General features: G+C 68.8%; 17 protein-coding genes. 9 read left to right on the forward strand and 8 right to left on the reverse strand.

What is annotated here, in order from left to right; genetic code table 11:
- Positions 1–20: 20 nt before the first annotated feature.
- Positions 21–491, reverse strand: a complete 471-nt coding sequence (locus ACN6PJ_RS06480) for an NINE protein (RefSeq protein ID WP_427995058.1) — start codon at positions 489–491, stop codon at positions 21–23.
- An 80-nt stretch (positions 492–571) separates the two neighbouring features.
- Between ACN6PJ_RS06480 and ACN6PJ_RS06485 the strand changes: the two genes are divergently transcribed.
- From ACN6PJ_RS06485 to ruvA, 6 genes are all read left to right on the forward strand, one after another.
- Positions 572–1,741: a UbiH/UbiF/VisC/COQ6 family ubiquinone biosynthesis hydroxylase gene (locus ACN6PJ_RS06485; RefSeq protein ID WP_427995059.1), complete on the forward strand. Its 1,170-nt coding sequence runs from the start codon at positions 572–574 to the stop codon at positions 1,739–1,741.
- A gap of 117 nt (positions 1,742–1,858) precedes the next feature.
- A complete protein-coding gene (gene dusB, locus ACN6PJ_RS06490; protein WP_427995256.1) occupies positions 1,859–2,884 on the forward strand; it encodes a tRNA dihydrouridine synthase DusB in 1,026 nt (341 codons plus the stop codon).
- A gap of 36 nt (positions 2,885–2,920) precedes the next feature.
- Entirely contained in the window at positions 2,921–3,160 is a 240-nt protein-coding gene (locus ACN6PJ_RS06495) for a helix-turn-helix domain-containing protein (protein ID WP_006217670.1), read from the forward strand.
- A gap of 103 nt (positions 3,161–3,263) precedes the next feature.
- Entirely contained in the window at positions 3,264–4,853 is a 1,590-nt protein-coding gene (purH, locus tag ACN6PJ_RS06500; RefSeq protein ID WP_427995060.1) for a bifunctional phosphoribosylaminoimidazolecarboxamide formyltransferase/IMP cyclohydrolase, read from the forward strand.
- Positions 4,853–5,401, forward strand: a complete 549-nt coding sequence (ruvC, locus tag ACN6PJ_RS06505; RefSeq protein ID WP_427995061.1) for a crossover junction endodeoxyribonuclease RuvC — start codon at positions 4,853–4,855, stop codon at positions 5,399–5,401. Before purH ends, ruvC begins: the two co-directional genes overlap by 1 nt.
- A gap of 102 nt (positions 5,402–5,503) precedes the next feature.
- Complete coding sequence (gene ruvA / locus ACN6PJ_RS06510; RefSeq protein WP_043543799.1) at positions 5,504–6,076, forward strand: Holliday junction branch migration protein RuvA; 573 nt, start codon at positions 5,504–5,506, stop codon at positions 6,074–6,076.
- Here the strand turns inward: ruvA and ACN6PJ_RS06515 are convergent, their stop codons facing one another.
- From ACN6PJ_RS06515 to ACN6PJ_RS06535, 5 genes are all read right to left on the reverse strand, one after another.
- Positions 6,077–6,985 (reverse strand): complex I NDUFA9 subunit family protein, encoded by a 909-nt coding sequence (locus tag ACN6PJ_RS06515; RefSeq protein WP_427995062.1) that lies wholly within the window; start codon positions 6,983–6,985, stop codon positions 6,077–6,079.
- Between the two features lie 103 nt (positions 6,986–7,088).
- On the reverse strand, positions 7,089–8,054 hold the full coding sequence (locus ACN6PJ_RS06520) for a threo-3-hydroxy-L-aspartate ammonia-lyase (protein WP_427995063.1): 966 nt from the start codon (positions 8,052–8,054) through the stop codon (positions 7,089–7,091).
- Between the two features lie 84 nt (positions 8,055–8,138).
- On the reverse strand, positions 8,139–9,212 hold the full coding sequence (gene ruvB / locus ACN6PJ_RS06525) for a Holliday junction branch migration DNA helicase RuvB (RefSeq protein ID WP_427995064.1): 1,074 nt from the start codon (positions 9,210–9,212) through the stop codon (positions 8,139–8,141).
- An 86-nt stretch (positions 9,213–9,298) separates the two neighbouring features.
- Positions 9,299–10,846 (reverse strand): sensor histidine kinase, encoded by a 1,548-nt coding sequence (locus ACN6PJ_RS06530; RefSeq protein WP_427995065.1) that lies wholly within the window; start codon positions 10,844–10,846, stop codon positions 9,299–9,301.
- Positions 10,846–11,547 (reverse strand): response regulator, encoded by a 702-nt coding sequence (locus tag ACN6PJ_RS06535; RefSeq protein ID WP_043543889.1) that lies wholly within the window; start codon positions 11,545–11,547, stop codon positions 10,846–10,848. The genes ACN6PJ_RS06530 and ACN6PJ_RS06535 overlap by 1 nt, the downstream gene beginning before the upstream one ends.
- Before the next feature lie 201 nt (positions 11,548–11,748).
- Between ACN6PJ_RS06535 and ACN6PJ_RS06540 the strand changes: the two genes are divergently transcribed.
- On the forward strand, positions 11,749–13,065 hold the full coding sequence (locus tag ACN6PJ_RS06540; RefSeq protein ID WP_427995066.1) for a fimbrial protein: 1,317 nt from the start codon (positions 11,749–11,751) through the stop codon (positions 13,063–13,065).
- Between the two features lie 93 nt (positions 13,066–13,158).
- Positions 13,159–14,988 (forward strand): DNA helicase RecQ, encoded by a 1,830-nt coding sequence (gene recQ, locus ACN6PJ_RS06545; RefSeq protein WP_427995067.1) that lies wholly within the window; start codon positions 13,159–13,161, stop codon positions 14,986–14,988.
- Positions 14,989–14,994: 6 nt separating this feature from the next.
- Here recQ and ACN6PJ_RS06550 read toward each other — a convergent pair whose 3' ends face one another.
- Together ACN6PJ_RS06550 and ACN6PJ_RS06555 are read right to left on the reverse strand one after the other, a co-directional pair.
- The gene (locus ACN6PJ_RS06550; RefSeq protein WP_427995068.1) at positions 14,995–16,047 is read right to left on the reverse strand and encodes a cytochrome d ubiquinol oxidase subunit II; all 1,053 of its coding nucleotides are present in this window, start codon (positions 16,045–16,047) and stop codon (positions 14,995–14,997) included.
- On the reverse strand, positions 16,044–17,387 hold the full coding sequence (locus ACN6PJ_RS06555; protein ID WP_427995069.1) for a cytochrome ubiquinol oxidase subunit I: 1,344 nt from the start codon (positions 17,385–17,387) through the stop codon (positions 16,044–16,046). Before ACN6PJ_RS06555 ends, ACN6PJ_RS06550 begins: the two co-directional genes overlap by 4 nt.
- Before the next feature lie 149 nt (positions 17,388–17,536).
- Here ACN6PJ_RS06555 and ACN6PJ_RS06560 point away from each other — a divergent pair, with 149 nt between their 5' ends.
- A complete protein-coding gene (locus ACN6PJ_RS06560; RefSeq protein ID WP_427995070.1) occupies positions 17,537–19,303 on the forward strand; it encodes a glutamine--tRNA ligase/YqeY domain fusion protein in 1,767 nt (588 codons plus the stop codon).
- Positions 19,304–19,317 lie beyond the last annotated feature (14 nt).

The following is a 19,317-nucleotide window of genomic DNA, read 5'->3' on the forward strand; positions in this document are numbered from 1 at the left end:
GCGCCGGCCGCGGGCCGGCGCTAGAAGACGTAGCCGTCCAGCCAGCCCATGGCGACCCAGGTATAGACCACCACCATGGCGATGGCGAACATCGAGACGATGGAGCCGACCAGGCAGGCCATGATGGCGACCAGCACCGGCCCCCATCCTGTCTTCGTGGGCTGGCCCAGGCCGGCGTTGTAGAGCCGGTCGAACTTTTCATCCGGCATCAGCGAGAACACCGCGCTTTCGATGAACCCGTCGATCATGGGAATGAACAGCAGGAAGAAGGCGGGATTGTCGTACCAGACCGGATAGAAGCTGTAGGCGCAGAAACCGCAGACCGCGGCCAGCGCGGTGACCAGCCAGGCATGGCGCCGGCCCAGGTACCACCAGTGAGCGCCCAGCCAGCCGAACAGACAGGCCAGCAGCCCCACGGCGACCTTGCCGCGCGGGCGACGGGCGGATGCGGCGGACAACGGGGAAGTAGCCTGAACCTGGGCCTGCGTCATGTCGATCAACCGGAAAATGGAACCATGGCGCTAAGACGCGCCGGCTGCCAGCGATTGTAGTGGACGGTTAAAATCCGCGGATGACCTCATCCGCCTTCGACGTTGCGATCCTCGGCGCCGGCCCCGTGGGCCGCGTGCTGGCCCTGATGTTGGCGCGCGTGGCGCCGGACCCGGCCCGCATCGCCCTGCTCGCGGGCAGCGCGCCCGTCCCGGCCGCGCCCTCGGCCGCCGTGCCCGCCGCCGATCCCCGGGTGCTGGCCATGAACCACGGCAGCCGCGTGTTGCTGGAATCGCTGCATGCCTGGCCCGACCGCTCGGCCGACATCCGCAATATTCACGTGTCGCAACGCGGCCGGCTGGGCCGCACCCTGATCCAGAACACCGATTTCGGCGTGCCCCAGCTGGGCAGCGTGGTCGCGTATTGCGGCTTGCACGCCAAGCTGGACGAATGCGTGGCCGCCTGCGGCGTCACCGTGCTGCCGGGGCCGCCCGCCCAGATCGGCCGCCAGGACGCCGACGGGGTGCGCATCCAGCAGGGCGAGGCTGCGCTGCTATGCCAGGTCGCCGTGCAGTCCGATGGCGCGGGAGCGGCCGACGTTCGCCGCGATTACGGCCAGCACGCGGTGCTGACCACCGCGCACGCCTCCCTGCCCCGCCGCGGCTGGGCCTGGGAGCGCTTCACGACCGAAGGCCCGCTGGCGCTGCTGCCGCATCCGCAGACGCCGGACGCCTATTCGGTGGTGTGGTGCAGCGCCCCGGAACGCGCCGCGGCGCTGGCCGCGCTGGATAACGCCGCCTTCTCGCAAGCGTTGTCCGCCGCCTTTGGCGACCGCCTGGGCCGCCTGTCCAGCCAGGCGCCCCGCCATGTCTTTCCGCTGGCGCTCAGCGCCCGCCGCGCCCAGGTGCACGGACGCGTGGCGGCGATCGGCAACGCCGCCCAGACCCTGCATCCCGTCGCCGGCCAGGGGCTGAACCTGGGCTTGCGCGATGCGGCCCGGCTGGCCCAGACGCTCGGCGGCTGGCTTGCCCATCCCGATGCCAACCCGGCCCCGGCGCTGGCCGAGTTCGCCAGCGCCCGCCACGTCGACCGCGTGATCACCGCCGGGCTGACCGACCTGATGCCCAGGGTCTTCTCCACCGGCCTGGCGCCCGTGGAGCATGCCTGCGGCCTGGCCCTGTTGGCGCTGGATCTGGCGTCGCCGCTGCGCGCCCCGCTCGCGCAGCATCTGTTGCAGGGTTTCCGGGCCTGATTTCGCCATCGATCCGGCCCCGGAAAGGGGCGGGATCTGTCCGTTTTCGCCTTCCTCCGTTACCGGGCGTTCGCTGCGCGAAAATGGGGGTTCGATCGAGCCGGTTAAAATGTGAGCATGCGCATAGGCCAGTGGTCCCTTCCGAACAACGTTCTTGTCGCGCCCATGGCGGGCGTGACGGACCGTCCTTTCCGCCAGCTTTGCAAGAAGCTGGGGGCGGGCTATGCCGTGTCGGAAATGGCCGCCAGCAATCCGAAGCTGTGGGATAGCGTCAAGACCTCCCGCCGCCTGAACCACGACGGGGAGATCGCCCCGATCTCGGTGCAGATCGCCGGCGCCGACCCGGCGATGATGGCCGAGGCCGCGGTCTTCAACGCCAATAAAGGGGCCCGGATCATCGATATCAATATGGGTTGTCCGGTCAAGAAGGTCTGCAACGTCGCCTCCGGGTCGGCGCTGCTGCGCCACGAAGACCTGATCGCCCGCATTCTCGATGCCGTGGTGTCCGCCTGCGCGCCCCTGGGCGTGCCGGTCACCCTCAAGACCCGGACCGGCTGGGACCGCGAAAGCCGCAATGCCGTGCGCGTGGCGAAAATGGCGGAGAACGCCGGCATTTCCGCCCTGACGCTGCACGGCCGCACCCGCGCTGACCTCTATACGGGGGAAGCGGAATATGACACCATCCGTGCCGTCAAGGCCGAGCTGGGCATTCCCGTGATCGCCAACGGGGATATCGATTCTCCTGAAAAGGCCAGGCACGTCCTGGATTACACTGGCGCGGATGCGGTCATGATCGGCCGGGCGGCCCAAGGCCGTCCCTGGATTTTCCGCGAAATCGACCACTACCTGCGCACGGGCGAAACACTGGCCCCTCCCTCTTACGGGGAAATGCGCGAGCTGCTGCTCGAACATCTCGACGACCATTACCGGTTCTACGGCGAGCACACCGGCGTACGCACGGCGCGCAAGCACATCGGCTGGTATCTGGACGGCCTGCCGGGCGCGGATTCGTTCTGCGCCCGCATGAATCTGATCGACAATACCCGAGACCAGTGGCGGGCCGTGTCGGACTGGTTCGACATCATCTCGCGCGACGGCGAGCCTCATCCGGCGCCGGTCGCAGAAGCCCTGCTGGCGGCATGACCGCCTCAACACCAACATAAAAATATCTGTACTCAAATGAGCAAGAAAGATGTCCTGGAAGAATGCGTGCGCGCCAGCCTGGAGCGCTATTTCGAAGACTTGGGCGAATCCGAGCCCCACGACATGTGGGACATGGTGATGCGTTGCGTGGAACGCCCGGTGCTCGAAGTGGCGCTGGAGCGGTCCGGCGGCAACCAGTCGCGCGCATCCGAAATGCTGGGCATCACCCGAAACACGCTGCGCAAGAAACTGCTGGCGCACAATATCCAGGTATAGCTTTCCCGCGCGGACGGGCGCCGCGACGCGCCGTCCGCTCCTCCAGATTTCCCATCCTGACCAGAACGAGAAAGGCGCACCCGCCCCACTCCCGTCCCTCACCATGAAAATCGAAACCGCCCTGCTTTCGGTGTCCGACAAGACCGGCATCGTTGAATTTGCCCGCGCCCTGGCCGCGCGCGGCGTGCGCCTGCTGTCGACCGGCGGCACCGCCAAGTTGCTGGCCGACTCCGGCCTGACCGTCACCGAAGTGGCCGCCCACACCGGTTCGCCCGAAATCCTCGACGGCCGCGTCAAGACGCTGCACCCGAAGATCCACGGCGGCCTCCTGGCCCGCCGCGACAGCGCCGAGCACATGGCCACCATCAAGGAAGCGGGCATCGACCGCATCGACATGCTGGTGGTCAATCTGTATCCGTTCCGCGAAACCGTGGCCAAGCCGGACTGCACCTTCGCGGACGCGGTCGAGAACATCGACATCGGCGGCCCGGCCATGCTGCGCGCGGCGGCGAAGAACCACGGCACCGAAGGCGGCGGCGTGACGGTGGTGATCGACCCCGTCGACTACTCGCGCGTGCTGTCGGAAATGGACAAGGGCGGCACCACGTCCTACGGCCTGCGCCTGGCGCTGGCCGCCAAGGTCTATGCCCACACGGCCGCCTACGACGGCGCCATCGCCGCCTACCTGACCAGCCTCTCCGAAGCCGAGCCCAAGCAGGACGCCGTGCCGGCCCGCAATGAATGGCCCGGCACGCTGACCCTGCAGGTCAAGCAGGAACAGGCGCTGCGCTATGGCGAAAACCCCCACCAGACCGCCGCCTTCTACGTCGACGCGCAGCGTCCGGCCGGCCTGCTGGGCAATTACCGCCAGCTGCAGGGCAAGGAACTGTCCTACAACAACATCGCGGACGCCGACGCCGCCTGGGAATGCGCGCGCAGCTTCGAGGCGCCCGCCTGCGTCATCGTCAAGCACGCCAATCCCTGCGGCGTGGCGGTTGCGGCCGACACGCTGGGCGCCTACCAGCAGGCCTTCAAGACCGATCCGACCTCGGCCTTCGGCGGCATCATCGCCTTCAACCGCCCCGTGGACGCCGCGACGGCCGAAGCCGTCAGCTCGCAGTTCCTGGAAGTGCTGCTGGCGCCGGCCTATGACGGCGCGGCGCTGGCCGTGCTGGCCGCCAAGAAGAACGTGCGTGTGCTCGAAGTGCCGATGGGCACGGGCCAGAACGCGTTCGACATCAAGCGCGTGGGCGGCGGCTGGCTGGTGCAGAGCCCGGACGCCTACAACGTCCCGCGCGATGCTCTGAAGGTGGTCACGAAGCGCCAGCCCACCGAACAGGAAATGAACGACCTGGCCTTCGCCTGGAAGGTCGCCAAGTACGTCAAGTCCAACGCCATCGTGTTCGTGGGCGGCGGCATGACCCTGGGCGTGGGCGCCGGCCAGATGAGCCGCATCGACTCGGCCCGCATCGCGTCCATCAAGGCGGAGAACGCCGGCCTGACCCTGAAGGGCTCGGCCGTGGCCTCCGACGCCTTCTTCCCGTTCCGCGACGGCCTGGACGTGGTGGTGGCGGCGGGCGCGACCTGCGTGATCCAGCCCGGCGGCAGCGTGCGCGACGATGAAGTCATCGCGGCGGCCGACGAGCACGGCATCGCCATGGTGCTGACCGGCACCCGCCACTTCCGCCACTGATGCGCGTCCTCGGCATCGATCCCGGCTTGCGCCGCACCGGCTTCGGTGTGATCGATGCCGACGGCCCGCGGCTGCGCTATGTCGCCAGCGGGACCATCGTGGTCCCGCCGGCGCTGACTCTCTCCGAACGCCTCAAGGTCATCCTGGACAACCTGCGCCAGGTGGCGCGCGACACGCAACCCGACGTGGCCGCGCTCGAAATCATCTTCCTGAACACCAACCCGGCCTCCACGCTGCTGCTGGGCCAGGCGCGCGGCGCCGCCCTGTGCGCGCTGGCCGACAGCTCCCTGGCCGTGCACGAGTACACCGCGCTGCAGATCAAGAAGGCCGTGGTGGGCACCGGCCGCGCCGCCAAGGAGCAGGTGCAGATGATGGTCCAGCATCTGCTGGCGCTGGACGGGTCGCCCTCGCCCGACTCGGCCGACGCGCTGGCCTGCGCGATCTGCCACGCCCATGCCGGGCCCGTGCAGGAAAAACTCGAGCGCCTGGGCACCAGCCTGCGCATGAGCGGCAAGACCCGCATCCGCAACGGCCGCCTGGTCGGCTGAACGCCTCTCCTTAGCTTTCGCGCGTCCTCGCGCATAGGCGTATAGAATCCCCGGATTCGCCGCGCATCCAGCGGCCCCACCATCGCCAGGCCTTCAATCACCATGATCGGACGCATTACCGGAACCCTGATCGAAAAACTCCCGCCCACGATCTGCGTGGACGTGGGCGGTCTGGGCTACGACATCGACGTGCCCATGAGCACGCTGTACTCCCTGCCGGATACCGGCGCGCGCGTCACGCTGTACACGCACCTGACGGTGCGCGAGGACGCCCACATCCTCTATGGCTTCGCCACGGCCGGGGAACGCAGCGCCTTCCGTGAACTCATCAAGGTCAGCGGCATCGGCGCGCGCACGGCGCTGTCGGTGCTGTCCGGGCTGTCGGTGGCGGACCTGGCCCAGGCCATTACCTTGCAGGAATCGGGCCGCCTGACCCGCGTGCCCGGCATCGGCAAGAAGACGGCGGAACGCCTGCTGCTCGAAATGCGCGGCAAGCTGGGCGCGGACATCGGCGCCACCGCGCACGCCGCGCCGGACAACCAGTCCGATATCCTGAACGCCCTGCTGGCGCTGGGCTACTCCGAAAAGGAATCGCTGTCGGCCCTGAAGACGCTGCCGGAAGGAGTGGGCGTGTCGGACGGCATCAAGCAGGCGCTGAAGGCGCTGGTGCGCTGATTACAAGTAGCGCGGCGCCACGGCCTCCAGGCCAGTCGGCACCACGTGGAGTTCGGGGGCCATCGGCCCCGCGCAGACATTGTCGCGGCGCAGGGAATCCAGGTTGTCGCGCGACATCAGCGGCCTGCCCGGCAGGCACTCGAACAACGCTGCCTGCATGCGGCCCACGCCCATCGGCATGCTGACCACCGGCCGGGGATGGCCGCTCCAGGCGGCGCACAGGCGCGCGATCTCGCCCAGCGTATAGACCTGGGGGCCGCCCAATTCGTAAGTCTTGCCGGAGGTCTGCGCATTGCCCAGCGCCGACGCCAGGGCGGTCACCACGTCGCCCACATATACCGGCTGCATGCGCGCGTGGGCGCCTGCCAGCGGCAGCACGGGCAGCCAGCGCGCGAGCCGGGCGAACATATTGGTGAACTGGTCGTCGGCGCCGAAGACCACGGAAGGACGGAATATCGTCCATCCGCCCTGCTGCCCGTCCGCGAATTCCTTCTTGATGGCCGCTTCGCCGTCGCCCTTGGAGCGCTGGTACATGCTGCCGCCGTTCGAGTCCGCGCCCAGCGCGCTGATGTGCAGCATGCGGGGCACGCCCTGGCGGCGGCAGGCCTGCGCGATGCGCTGGGGCAGAAGCACGTGCGCCCTCGCAAAGTCCGAACCGTAGGGGCGGCCGGCGTTGCCGTGCAGGATGCCCACCAGGTTCACGACCGCATCGCAGCCCTGCGCCAGGCGGTCCAGCGTGGCGTCGTCATGGACGTCGCATTCGAGCAGGGTGATGGAGGGAAGAATCTGCAGATCGCGCCCGCGGCTGTAACGGCGGGTGGGCACGATGATCTGATGCTGATCGGCGGAAAGCCGCGCTACCAGGTGACGACCGATGAAACCGGTGCCGCCGATGACAAGGATACGCATGTCGCAGCCCCTGTTCGTCAGGATTCAGCCCCGATTCTGCCCTGCAAGGGCGGCAACCGCAAGCGCATATCGGCGGCCCTGCCCAAGGGCCGCCGCAGCCGCGTCAGGCCGCCAGCAGCTTGGCGTAGGCCGGAAGATCGACGTTGCCGCCGCTGATGATGACGCCGACCCGGGCGCCGCGCACCGGCACCACGTTCTGCATGACGGCGGACGCCCCCAGGCAGCCGGTGGGCTCCACCACCATCTTCATGCGCTCGGCGAAGAATTTCATGGTGGCGATCAGCTGTTCGTCCGTCACGGTGACGATGTCGCGGACGTGCTTCTGGATGAGCGGGAAGGTCAGGTTGCCCAGGTGCGTCGTGGCGGCGCCGTCGGCCAGCGTCTTGGGCGCCGGAATTCGGACGATTTCACCTTTGCGCAAGGATTGCTGGCCATCGTTGCCGGCCTCGGGCTCGACCCCGTAGACCAGGCAGCGCGGGCTGAGCGCGTAGGCCGACAGGGCCGACCCGGCCAGCAGGCCGCCGCCGCCCAGGCAGACGAACAGGTAATCCAGTTCGCCGACTTCCTCGAACAGCTCCTTGGCCGCGGTGCCCTGGCCGGCGATCACGTCCTCGTGGTCGTAGGGCGGAATCAGCGTGGCGCCCGTCTCGGCATGGATGCGGCGAGCGATGGCCTCGCGGTCTTCGGTGTAGCGGTCGTAGGTGACGATCTTGCCGCCATAGCCTTCGGTGGCGGCGCGCTTGGCCGCGGGCGCGTCCAGCGGCATGATGATGGTGGCCTGCACGCCTTGCAGCCTGGACGCCAGGGCGATGGCCTGCGCATGGTTGCCCGACGAGAAGGTCACCACGCCGGCGGCCCGCTGTTCGGGCGTCAGGCGCGCGATGGCGTTGTACCCGCCGCGGAACTTGAAGGCGCCCATGCGCTGGAAGTTCTCGCATTTGAAGAACACCGAGGCGCCGGTGATCGCGTCGGCGGTGGCCGAGGTCAAGACAGGCGTGCGGTGCGCGTTGCCGGCCAGGCGCTCGCTGGCGCGCGCGACGTCATCGAAAGTGGGCAATTCGGGCTGCATGGGAATTCGGTCCTTTGGTCGCGAAAGGGAAACGGAACCCCAGGATGATAAACCCGCCGCGCCCCCGCGGGCGGCGGCGCGCCCCTATTTTCCGAAGAGGTCGCCGGACCCGCTGGCCGTGCCGGCGGGCGGCGTCAGCCCCAGGTGGCGCCAGGTCGTCAGGGTGGCGGTGCGGCCGCGCGGCGTGCGCTGCAAGTAGCCGTGCTGGATCAGATAGGGTTCGATGACGTCTTCGATCGTATCGCGCTCTTCGCCGATGGCCGCCGCCAGGCTGTCCACGCCGACGGGCCCGCCGTCGAACTTGTGGACGATGGCCTCGAGCAGCTTGCGGTCCATCAGGTCCAGGCCTTGCGGGTCCACTTCGAGCATGGCCAGCGCGCGGCCGGCGACGTCCGCGTCGATGGTGCCGCCCGCCTTGACCTCGGCATAGTCGCGCACGCGGCGCAGCAGCCGGTTGGCGATGCGCGGCGTGCCGCGGGCGCGGCGCGCCACCTCGGCGGCGCCGTCCGGCGTGATGCCAGCGTTCAGCAGGCCCGCGCTGCGCGTCACGATACGGCCGAGATCAGCGGCGTTGTAGAACTCCAGCCGCGACACGATGCCGAATCGGTCGCGCAGCGGGTTGGTCAGCATGCCGGCGCGGGTGGTGGCGCCCACCAGGGTGAAGGGCTGCAGGTCCAGCTTCACGCTGCGCGCGGCGGGCCCCTCGCCGATCAGGATGTCGATCTGGAAATCTTCCAGCGCCGGATAGAGGATTTCCTCGACCACCGGCGACAGGCGATGGATTTCGTCGATGAACAGGACGTCGTTCTTTTCGAGGTTGGTCAGCAGCGCCGCCAGATCGCCGGGCCGCTCCAGGACCGGGCCGGACGTCTGGCGCAGCTGCACGCCCATTTCATGCGCGATGATGTGGGCCAGCGTGGTCTTGCCCAGGCCCGGCGGGCCGAACAGCAGCACGTGGTCCAGCGCCTCCCCGCGCTTGCGGGCGGCGGCGATGAAGATTTCGAGCTGTTCGCGGGCGCGCTGCTGGCCCACGTATTCCTCCAGCGCCTTGGGCCGCAGGGCGCGTTCGATCGACTCCTCGTTGGGAGACACCGGCTGCGGCGCCACGATACGGGGGGCGTCGGGGCGGGAGGAAAGCGAATCGGACTGGATGGCCATGGTGCGGAAACGGCAAAGGACGAAGCAGGATGCATCGTACCGTAAGGACGGGCCGCCCTGGGGGCGGCCCGGTCCCTGCCCGGGCGTCAGGCGGCTTCGGACAAGGGCAGCTTGACCCGCACGCACAGGCCGCCGGACTCCGCCTCGCGCAGCTCCAGCGACCCGCCATGCGCGCGCGCGATGGCCTCGGCCAGGGCCAGGCCCAGCCCCACGCTGCCGGTGCGCGTGCGCGCGTCGTCGAGCCGGCTGAACGGGCGCAGGGCCTCCTGGCGTCGTTCCGGCACGATGCCGGCGCCATGGTCGGCCACGTCCAGCACCGCGAAGCGTCCCTCGCGGCGCAGCGTGACGTCGACCGGCGGCGCGCCGTGGTTCAGGGCGTTGCCGATCAGGTTGTCCAGCAGGCGCCCCAACGCCACGGCGTCCGCCTGCACCACCAGCGCCGCGTCCTCGTCCGTGGCGCTGCGCAAGTGGATGTCGGTGCCTGCGCCCTGCCAGGCCCCCACGCGTTCGGTCAGCCAGTCTCCCAGGACCATGGACGCGTAGCGGTAGGCGGCGGGGTCGGTCCCCCGCACGAAGCCGATGAATTGGTCGACCATGTGCTGCATGTCCTGCAGATCGGCGCGCAGCCCCTCCTTGAGTTTGGAGTCGTCGGCCAGCTCGATGCGCAGCCACATCCGGGACAGCGGCCCCTTCAGATCGTGCGGCAGGCCGGACAGCAAGGTCCGGCGCACCGAGTCGGATTCGGACAGCGCGTCCAGCATGGCGTTGAAGCGCTCGCCCAGCACTCGGGTTTCATGCGGGCCGGAAGGTTCGACGCGCTGCGGCTGCCCCGCGGCCAGCTGGTCGGCGGCGTCGGCAAGCCGGGTGATCGGACGCGTGATGTGCCAGGAAAAACCCACGGCCAGCAACAGCAGCAGGCCCAGGCCGCCCAGCCAGGCGGCGATGAAGGGCGTGGCCACCGGCGGATCCAGCCGGTCCAGCGGGATCACCAGCCATTCGCGCAGGCGCGGCACGTCTTCGCTGGCCGAGTTCGGCGCCAGCGAAATGAAGATCTCCGGCGTGGGCCCCCGCGACAGCGCGACGCGAGTGCCGTCATTCAAGCGCTCGTTGAGCTGCTGCACCAGCCCCCGGAGGTCGCGGCGGATGTCGTCCGGCTCGGGCTTGTAGCGCCGCATGTGCTCTTCGTGCTCGCGCGCGCGCTGCTCGGCGGAGCGCTCCTCGTCGCGCACTTCGGGAGGCGGCGGCGCGGGCGGCCCGTGCAATTGCGCGTCGGCCGACGGAGGTTGCGGAGGAGGACGGGGGGCGGGCTTGGGCGGCGGAGGCTGACGGCGCCCATTGAAGCGCTGCAGCTTGGCTTCGGCCGGCAGGACCCGCGACCACAGGCGCCACTGGTTCTGCGAAGCCGTGCGCACGAAATCGGCGCGCTCCTCCGCCGGCACCTGCGACACGGCGGCGCGCAGCGTGCGGATGGTGGTGGTGATGTAGCCGATGGCCACGTCTTCCATGAACTTGTGGCGGAAGTAGGACACCGTCACCAGCGTGGCGGCCTGCGTCAGCAGGACCGACCCCAGGATCAGCAGGATCAGTCTCGCCCGCAGCGACCGCGGCACCAGAAAACCAGGAGAGAAGCGCATCAGGGCGAAAACCGGTAGCCGATTCCCCAGACGGTCTGGATCCAGCGCGGCTGCTTGGGATCGTCCTCGATCACGCGTCGCAGGCGCAGGATGGCGATGTCGATGGCCCGGTCGTTGCGCTCGCCGGCGTCGTCGTCGCGCGCCAGGGCCAGCAGGCGTTCGCGCGACAGCGGCTTGCCGGCGTTGCGCACCAGCGCCTCCAGCAGGTTGATCTCGCCCCCGGTAAGCTTGACCACGGTGCCCTCGCGCGACAGCTGGCGCGTGGACGGGTCGAAGACGAAGGGGCCGAACGAGACCGGCGCGTCCTTGGTCAAGGCGGACGGGCCGCGCTTGCGGCGCAGCACGGCTTCGATGCGGGCCAGCAGTTCGCGCGGATCGAAAGGCTTGCCGACGTAATCGTCGGCCCCCGCTTCCAGGCCGATGATGCGGTCCACGGCCTCGTCGCGGGCGGTCAGCAGAATGACGGGAATGTCCTCGCCCTGCTCGCGCAGGCGGCGACAGGCGTCCGCGCCATCGCCCCCGGGCAGCATGCGGTCGAGCACCAGCAGGTCGGGGGCGTAGCGGGTGATGCGGGCAGACAGGTCGGTGGCGTCCGGCGCCAGCAGCGTGTCGTAGCCGTGCCGGTTCAGGTAGTCGGCAAGCAGCTGCCGCAGGGCCGGGTCGTCGTCGACGACCAGCAACTTGGTGTGGGGATTGTCCATGGATGCCATAGTGCGGTGCGCCGCGCCCCGCCGCAAGAGGCAGGAAATCAACTGAAATATACCTGTTGCACGATGTTGGAAGCCGTTTCGGGCGCATTTATCCCAAGGCGGTCCGGGCGATAAAATAAATGCCGGTCCGCCGCCACCGCCCGCTAAAGAACGTTTACAGCATACGTGGCGCCCCCTCTCTACACTGTTCCTATGATCGCCCCTGCAATCATCCGGCGAAAATGGCTGTTGCGCGCCGCGCTGGCGGCCGGCGCCGCCTTGCCGCTGGCCCCGGCGCTCGGCGGATCGCCGGACGCCCTCCTGCCGCCGTCCGGCTCGCCCGCCGGCTGGGCGCGGGGCATCGGCGCCCTGGCGCCGGTCCAGCCCATTCCCGTCCGCCCCGCTCCGTCCCTGGAATCGCGCGCGGTGCCCCTGGATCCGTCCCCCTGCGAGCTGCAGACGATGGAGCCCGCGGTGGACACCTCGGTCCGCGGCTCGGGCGATATCGAGGGCCTGGACCTGGGAGTTCCGGGCACCGGCGCCGCGCTGTCGGGCGGCGTCCGGCCGCAGCCGGCGGACTGCCCGGTGCTCACCACTCCCGAAGAGGCCGCGCCCGATTACTCCTTCGCGCTGGAAGACGGAGACTTCCCCCGCGTGCCCGTCGTCGTCATTTCCGGCGTGTCGCGCCCGCCGCGGCCCTGGTTCTCCTCGGTCGGCAGCCAGGAGGGCCTGCGCTACGGCGGCAGCCGCAACTGGGTCTACCGCAGCGCGTCGGGCCCCTCCCTCTCCGTGGGCAACATCACGGCCAACTCGCCGGCCTGGGGCAGCGGCGCCCCGGTGGGCGGCCTGCAGATCTCGAACTGGGCCGGCTCGGGCTCCACCGTCCCCGAGGGCAGCTTCGGCTATTCCTCATCGCTGGGGCTTCTCAACAACATGGATCCCGCGGCCCGTTCGGGCGCCGTCGATTACGGCGCCTCGGTGGGCAGCGGCAGCGTGCGCTACGGTCTCACGCCCGTGCTGACCCTGGAAGGGCAGATGCAGAGCGCGCCTTCCCTCACCACGCGCGGCATGGGCACCACCTACACTGCCGGCGAATACGGCACCTTCCAGGCCGGAGCCACGCAAAGCTCCTTCGATGCGGTCAACGCCTGGCGCTACCGCTTCGGCTACAGCGTGGACGTGGCCGATACCGTCAACCTGGGCTACACGGCCGAGCAGACCGGCGCGGGCTTCGGCGACCTGTCCACGTACTCCGGCGGCGTGGCCTCCACCGCGCAGACCCGCAACACGCTGTCGGCGGGCGTACCCATTACCGGCTGGGGCACGCTCAGCGGCACCTACTCCGGGCTGCGGGAGGGCTCCGTCCTGGCGGAACAGCGCGTGGGACTGTCCCACAGCATGTTCGTCGCTCCCAAGGTGAAGCTGGCGGTGGGCGCCGACCGCGACATCGTATCGGGCGACTACGAATGGCGCGCCAACCTGAGCATGCCGGTCGACACCTTCATGCGCGGCACCTGGCTGAGCTGGTAGGAAGAACGCCCCGGGGACGGAAATCCCCCTTCGGAAGGAGGCCGCCGGAATTGGGGCTTAAAATCCCTGCCATGATGCTCCCGGCCTACCCCCATGTCTGACGCGCGCGCCCTCAGCGTATTGCAGCGCGTTTTCGGTTACGAATCCTTCCGCGGCGACCAGCAAGCCATTGTCGAACAGGTGATCGGCGGCGGCGACGCGCTGGTCCTCATGCCCACCGGCGGCGGCAAGTCGCTCTGCTACCAGGTGCCCTCGCTGGTGCGCGAAGGCACCGGCATCGTCGTCTCCCCGCTGATCGCGCTGATGCAGGACCAGGTCGACGCCCTGACCGAACTCGGCGTGCGCGCGGCCTTCCTGAACTCCACGCAGGAATGGCGGGTGGCCCGCGACGTCGAACAGGCTTTCCTGGCCGGCGAGCTGGACCTGCTCTACGTGGCGCCCGAACGCCTGCTGACCGACCGCTGCCTGCAACTGCTGGAACGCGGCCGCATCGCGCTGTTCGCGATCGACGAAGCCCACTGCGTGTCCCAATGGGGCCACGATTTCCGGCCGGAATACCTGGGCCTGTCGATGCTGCACGAGCGCTGGCCCGACGTGCCCCGGATCGCGCTCACCGCGACCGCCACCGAGGACACCCGCCGCGAAATCGCCCAGCGCCTGTCGCTGGACGATGCGCGCCACTTCGTCGCCAGCTTCGACCGCCCCAACATCCGCTACCGCATCATCGAAAAGAACGAAGTGCGCAAGCAGCTGCTGGAAATGATCCGCGCCGAACACGAGGGCGAATCGGGCGTGGTGTATTGCCTGTCGCGGGCCCGCGTGGAAGAAACCGCGGAGTTCCTGTGCAATCAGGGCATCGACGCCATGCCCTACCACGCCGGGCTCAGCCCGCAGGTGCGCGCCGCCAACCAGGCCCGCTTCCTGCGCGAGGACGGGGTGGTCATGGTGGCGACCATCGCGTTCGGCATGGGCATCGACAAGCCCGACGTGCGCTTCGTGGCCCACATCGACCTGCCCAAGTCCGTGGAAGGCTATTACCAGGAAACCGGGCGCGCCGGCCGCGACGGCCTGCCCGCCACGGCCTGGCTGGCCTACGGCCTGCAGGACGTGGTGCAGCAGCGTCGCATGATCGACGAATCGCCCGGCGAAGAAGCCTACCGACGGCGTCTCGGCCAGCAGCTCGACGCCATGCTCGGGCTGTGCGAAACCGTGGAATGCCGGCGCGTGCGCCTGCTGGCCTATTTCGGCCAGCAGATCACGGCCTGCGGCAACTGCGACGTCTGCCTGGATCCGCCCCAGGCCTGGGACGGCACGGTCGCGGCGCAGAAGGTGCTGTCCGCCGTCTACCGCCTGTGGAAGGAACGCGGCCAGCGCTATGGCGCGGGGCACATCATCGACATCCTGCGCGGCAAGGTCACCGAGCGCACCAAGCAGCACGGCCACGAAACGCTGAGCGTGTTCGGCGTGGGCGCCGACCTCAGCGACACCGCCTGGCGCGGTGTGCTGCGCCAGTTGCTGGCCCAGGGCCTGCTGACCGTGGATCACGAAGGCTTCGGCACCCTGGCCCTGACGGAAGGCAGCCGCGCCGTGCTGAAGGGCGAACGGCAGCTGATGCTGCGCCGGGAATCGGAGAAAAAGACGCGCTCGGGCAAGACCGGCGGCGGACGCGCCAAGGCGGCGGCCATCGACCTGCCGGCCGAGCTGCAGCCCGTCTTCGAGGCGCTGCGCGCCTGGCGCGGCGAGGTGGCCAAGAGCCACGGCGTGCCCGCCTACGTCATTTTCCATGACGCCACGCTGCGCGAGATCGCGCTGGCCCAGCCCGACTCGATGGACGCCCTTAGCCACATCAGCGGCGTTGGCGCCCGCAAGCTGGAGGCCTACGGCGAGGAAATCCTGCAGCGAGTCGCCAGGCCGGTCCTGTAGGCGCGCTCAGCCCGGTGGCGGCAGGAGCGGCACCGGAGCGCGCTCCTTGCCGAACACCGAGCGGTAGGCCAGGATGTTGAATACCAGCACCACGGGGATCCCCACGACCGCGCCCGCCATGACGAGGCGCATCGAGCCCAGCGCGCCCGCGCCGTCCCATAGCGTCATGTCGTCCAGGATCAGGTAGGGGAACAGGCTGTAGGCCAGGCCGCTGAGCATCAGGAGGAACAGGGCCACGCACAGCACGAAGGGCAGCCAGCTGAAGCGGTCCGCCCTGCCCGGCATCCGCGCCAGCAGCATTTCCGCCGCCACGAAGCCGGCCAGCATCAGCAGCCAGACCGTTGCGGCCAGGCTCAGGTGGGCGATGTTGCTCCATTTATAGAAGATGCCGGCGTTGGCCAGCCCCAGCGTTACCGCGATCGCCACCATGCCGACCGCCGTCCAGCGGATGGCGTGGCGCGCCCAGTTGGCGGCGCGGCGCTGCAGGTCGCCCTCCACCCGCATGACCAGCCAGGAAGCGCCGAGCAGGACGTAAGCCGCCACCGCGCACAGGCCGACGAACATGGAGAACCAGCCGTAGCCGGCATCCGACTGGTAGCCGGTCGCGATCCGGCCAAGCATCATGCCCTGGCCGAACGCGGTGATCAGCGAGCCCGCCCAGAACGCGAAGATCCACCGCGGCTTCATTTCGTTGCGCGCGCGGATGCGGAATTCGAACGCGACGCTGCGCAGCACCACGCCCAGCACCATGCAGGTGAGCGGCCCGTAGAGCTTGCCCAGCACCGCGCCCCAGGCGAAGGGAAACGCCGCGGCGAACAACCCCATGCCCAGCAACAGCCAGAATTCATTGGCATCCCGCCACGGGCTCAACAGGCTCATCATGCGGCCGCGCTCGTGCTCCGGCGCCAGTTGCAACAGAATGCCCACGCCCAGGTCGAAGCCGTCCAGCACCATGCCCGCGGCGATCACCACGAACAGCAACCCCATGAAGGCCAGCGGCATCCAGAACGAAGGATCGTCGGCGTTCAGCCCTTGCGAAGCGGCCAGCATGGCGATCATGGCGCGCCTCCACCCAGTTTGCGCACGGGCACGACGCCATAGCGCGCCGCGTGGAACAACATGCCGGCGAACGCGGCCAGCAGCAGCGCGTACAGCACGCCGTAGCCGACCAGGCCGTAGAGGACGGTGCTGGAAGACACCGAACCCAGCACCTCGGACTGCGTGATGGTGCCGTTCACCGCGAACGGCTGCAGGCCGATGACGGACACCCACCATCCGGCCACGACGGCGATGCCGCCGGAGAACATCATGCCGCACACGACGCGCTGCCACCAGCGCGGCAACGTGGAAGGATCCAGCCCCCGCCGGAACGTCCACAGGAAGGTCACCCAGGCCACGGCCAGCATCAGAAGGCCCAGCCCGGCCGCCACGCGCAGCGACCAGAAGGTCAGCGCGACGGGCGGCAGCATGCCGGAATACTTGTCCAGGCCCTGGTAGGTGCCGTCCGGATTGCGGTGCAGCCACATGCCGCCCGCGTTGCGCAGGGTGATGTCGGCCAGGTTCGTATGATTGCGGGCGTCCGGCCAGCCGAACAGCACCAGTTTCGGCTCGGCGCCGCTTTCCCAGAAGCCGGCGGCCGCGGCCGCCTTGGCGGGCTGCAGCTTGGCGACCAGTTGCCCGGCGCCCGTGGCCACCGGCAGCTGCATGACGGAAGCCAGCGCCGCGACGACCAGCGCGGTCTTGAATGCGCTGCGCTCGCCGTCGCCCAGCGGGCGCCGCAACGCCTGCAGCGCGGTCACGCCCATCATCAGAAAGGAGGCGGCCAGCGCCGCGCCCACCGCCACCACGGCCATGCGCCAGCCCACCGAGGGGTTCAGCACCACCGCCGCCCAGTCGTAGACCTGGTAGCGGCCATCCACCAGCAGGGCGCCGTCCGGCGTCTGCATCCAGGATTGCAGGGCCAGCACCCAGAACACGGCCACCAGCTGCCCCACCGCCACCATCAGCACCGCCAGCGTATGGGCGCCGTCGGAAACGCGCCGCTGGCCGAACAGCATGACGCCCAGGAAACAGGACTTCAGGATGAAGGCCGACAGGATGCCGTAGCCCAGCAAGGGGCCCGCCACATTGCCGATCTTGTCCATCAGCCCCGCCCACAGGCTGCCGATCTGGATCAGCACCGGCACGCTGGCCGCCAGCGTCAGCACGAAGGCCAGCGCGAATATGCGCACCCAGAAACGGTAGGCGGCCGTCCAGCCGCCGTGGCCGGACCAGCGGGCCCGTATCTTGAAGAACAGCAACACCCAGGCGAGCGCCAGGGAGACGGCCAGGAACAGTGCCAGGAAACTCAGGCTGGCCACGAACTGCGCACGGGCCAGGGATAAGGTGGATATGTCCATGATGGCCCGTAGTGTAGAGCCAGTTACAAGACTGTGGGGCCAGTTTGAAACCGGTTGCACGCGCCGGTTGCACGCGCCCGGAAAAGAGGCCGCCTGCGGAACGTGGCAAAATTGACTCTTTGTCGCTGCTTTTTCCTATTCTTTCAAGAATGACCTCCGCCACGACGCCGACCCCTGCCGCATCGAATTTCCTGCTGAACATCGTCCAAGACGACCTCGAAGCCAATCGCTTCGCTGGCAAGCGCTGGGCGGGCAAGCCCGGCCCGGCGGCGTTTCAGCAGCAAGGCGACCCGGATCCGGCCCGCATCCGCACGCGCTTTCCGCCGGAGCCCAACGGCTACCTGCACATCGGCCACGCCAAGAGCATTTGCGTGAACTTCGGCCTGGCCCGCGATTTCGGCGGCGTCTGCCACCTGCGCTTCGACGACACCAACCCTGAAAAGGAAGACCAGGAATACGTCGACGCCATCATCGAGGCCGTGCACTGGCTGGGCTTCGACTGGAAGGCCGACGGCAACGACAACCTGTACTTCGCCAGCGACTATTTCGGCTATATGTATGAATTCGCCGAAGCGCTGATCGAGGCCGGCCACGCCTACGTGGACGAGCAAAGCGCCGACGAAATCCGCGCCAACCGCGGCACGCTGACCGAACCGGGCGTCAATTCGCCCTGGCGCGACCGCCCCGCCGCGGAATCGCTCGCGCTGCTGCGCGAAATGCGCGACGGCAAGCATCCCGACGGCAGCCTGGTGCTGCGCGCGAAGATCAACATGGCTTCGCCCAACATCAACATGCGCGATCCGGTGATGTACCGCGTGCGCCACGCGACCCACCACCGCACGGGCGACCAATGGTGCATCTATCCGATGTACAGCTGGGCCCATCCGGTCGAAGACGCGCTGGAAGGCATCACGCACAGCGTCTGCACGCTGGAGTTCGAAGACCAGCGTCCGTTCTACGACTGGATCCTCGCGCGCCTCGCGGAACTGGGCAAGCTCGCCCAGCCGCTGCCGCACCAGTACGAGTTCGCCCGCCTGAACCTCAGCTACGTGGTCACCAGCAAGCGCAAGCTGCTGCAACTGGTGCGCGAAGGCTACGTGGACGGCTGGGACGATCCCCGCATGCCCACGCTTTTCGGGCTGCGCCGCCGCGGCTACACGCCGGCGTCGATCCGCCTGTTCTGCGAACGCACGGCCGTGTCCAAGTCCGACTCCCGCATCGATTACAGCCTGCTCGAGCAGGCCGTGCGCGACGACCTGGATCCGATCGCCGCCCGTTCCGTGGCCGTGCTGGACCCGATCAAGCTGATCATCACCAACTACCCGGAAGGCCAGACCGAGATCTGCACCGCACCGCGCAACCCGCATGATCCGGAAGCCGGGGTGCGCGAATTCCCGCTGTCGCGCGAGCTCTGGATCGAACGCGACGACTTCCGCGAAGAAGCCCCCAAGAAGTACTTCCGGCTGTTCCCGGGCAACACCGTGCGCCTGAAGTACGGCTACGTGGTGCGCTGCACCGGCTTCACCAAGAACGAGGCCGGCGAAGTCGTCGAAGTCCACGCCGAATACCTGCCGGACACCAAGAGCGGCACGCCGGGCGCCGATAGCGTCAAGGTCAAGGGCAACATCACCTGGGTCAGCGCCGCCCACGCGGTGCCCGCCCAGATCCATCTCTACGACCGCCTGTTCGCCGACGCCCGCCCCGATGCCGGCGACAAGGACTTCCTGACCTGCCTGAACCCCAACTCCAAGCAGACCGTCACGGCATGGCTGGAGCCGGGCACCGTGGCCTCCCCCGGCGCCACCTGGCAGTTCGAGCGCCTGGGCTATTTCGTGGCCGACCAGAAGGACTCCACGCCCGAGGCGCCGGTGCTGAACCGCATCGTGACGCTGCGCGATTCCTGGGCCCAGGGCTGAGCATGCGCGTCCGC

Origin of the sequence: Achromobacter sp., assembly GCF_050285585.1 — a bacterium.
In the GTDB taxonomy this organism is placed as follows: Bacteria; Pseudomonadota; Gammaproteobacteria; order Burkholderiales; family Burkholderiaceae_B; genus Achromobacter.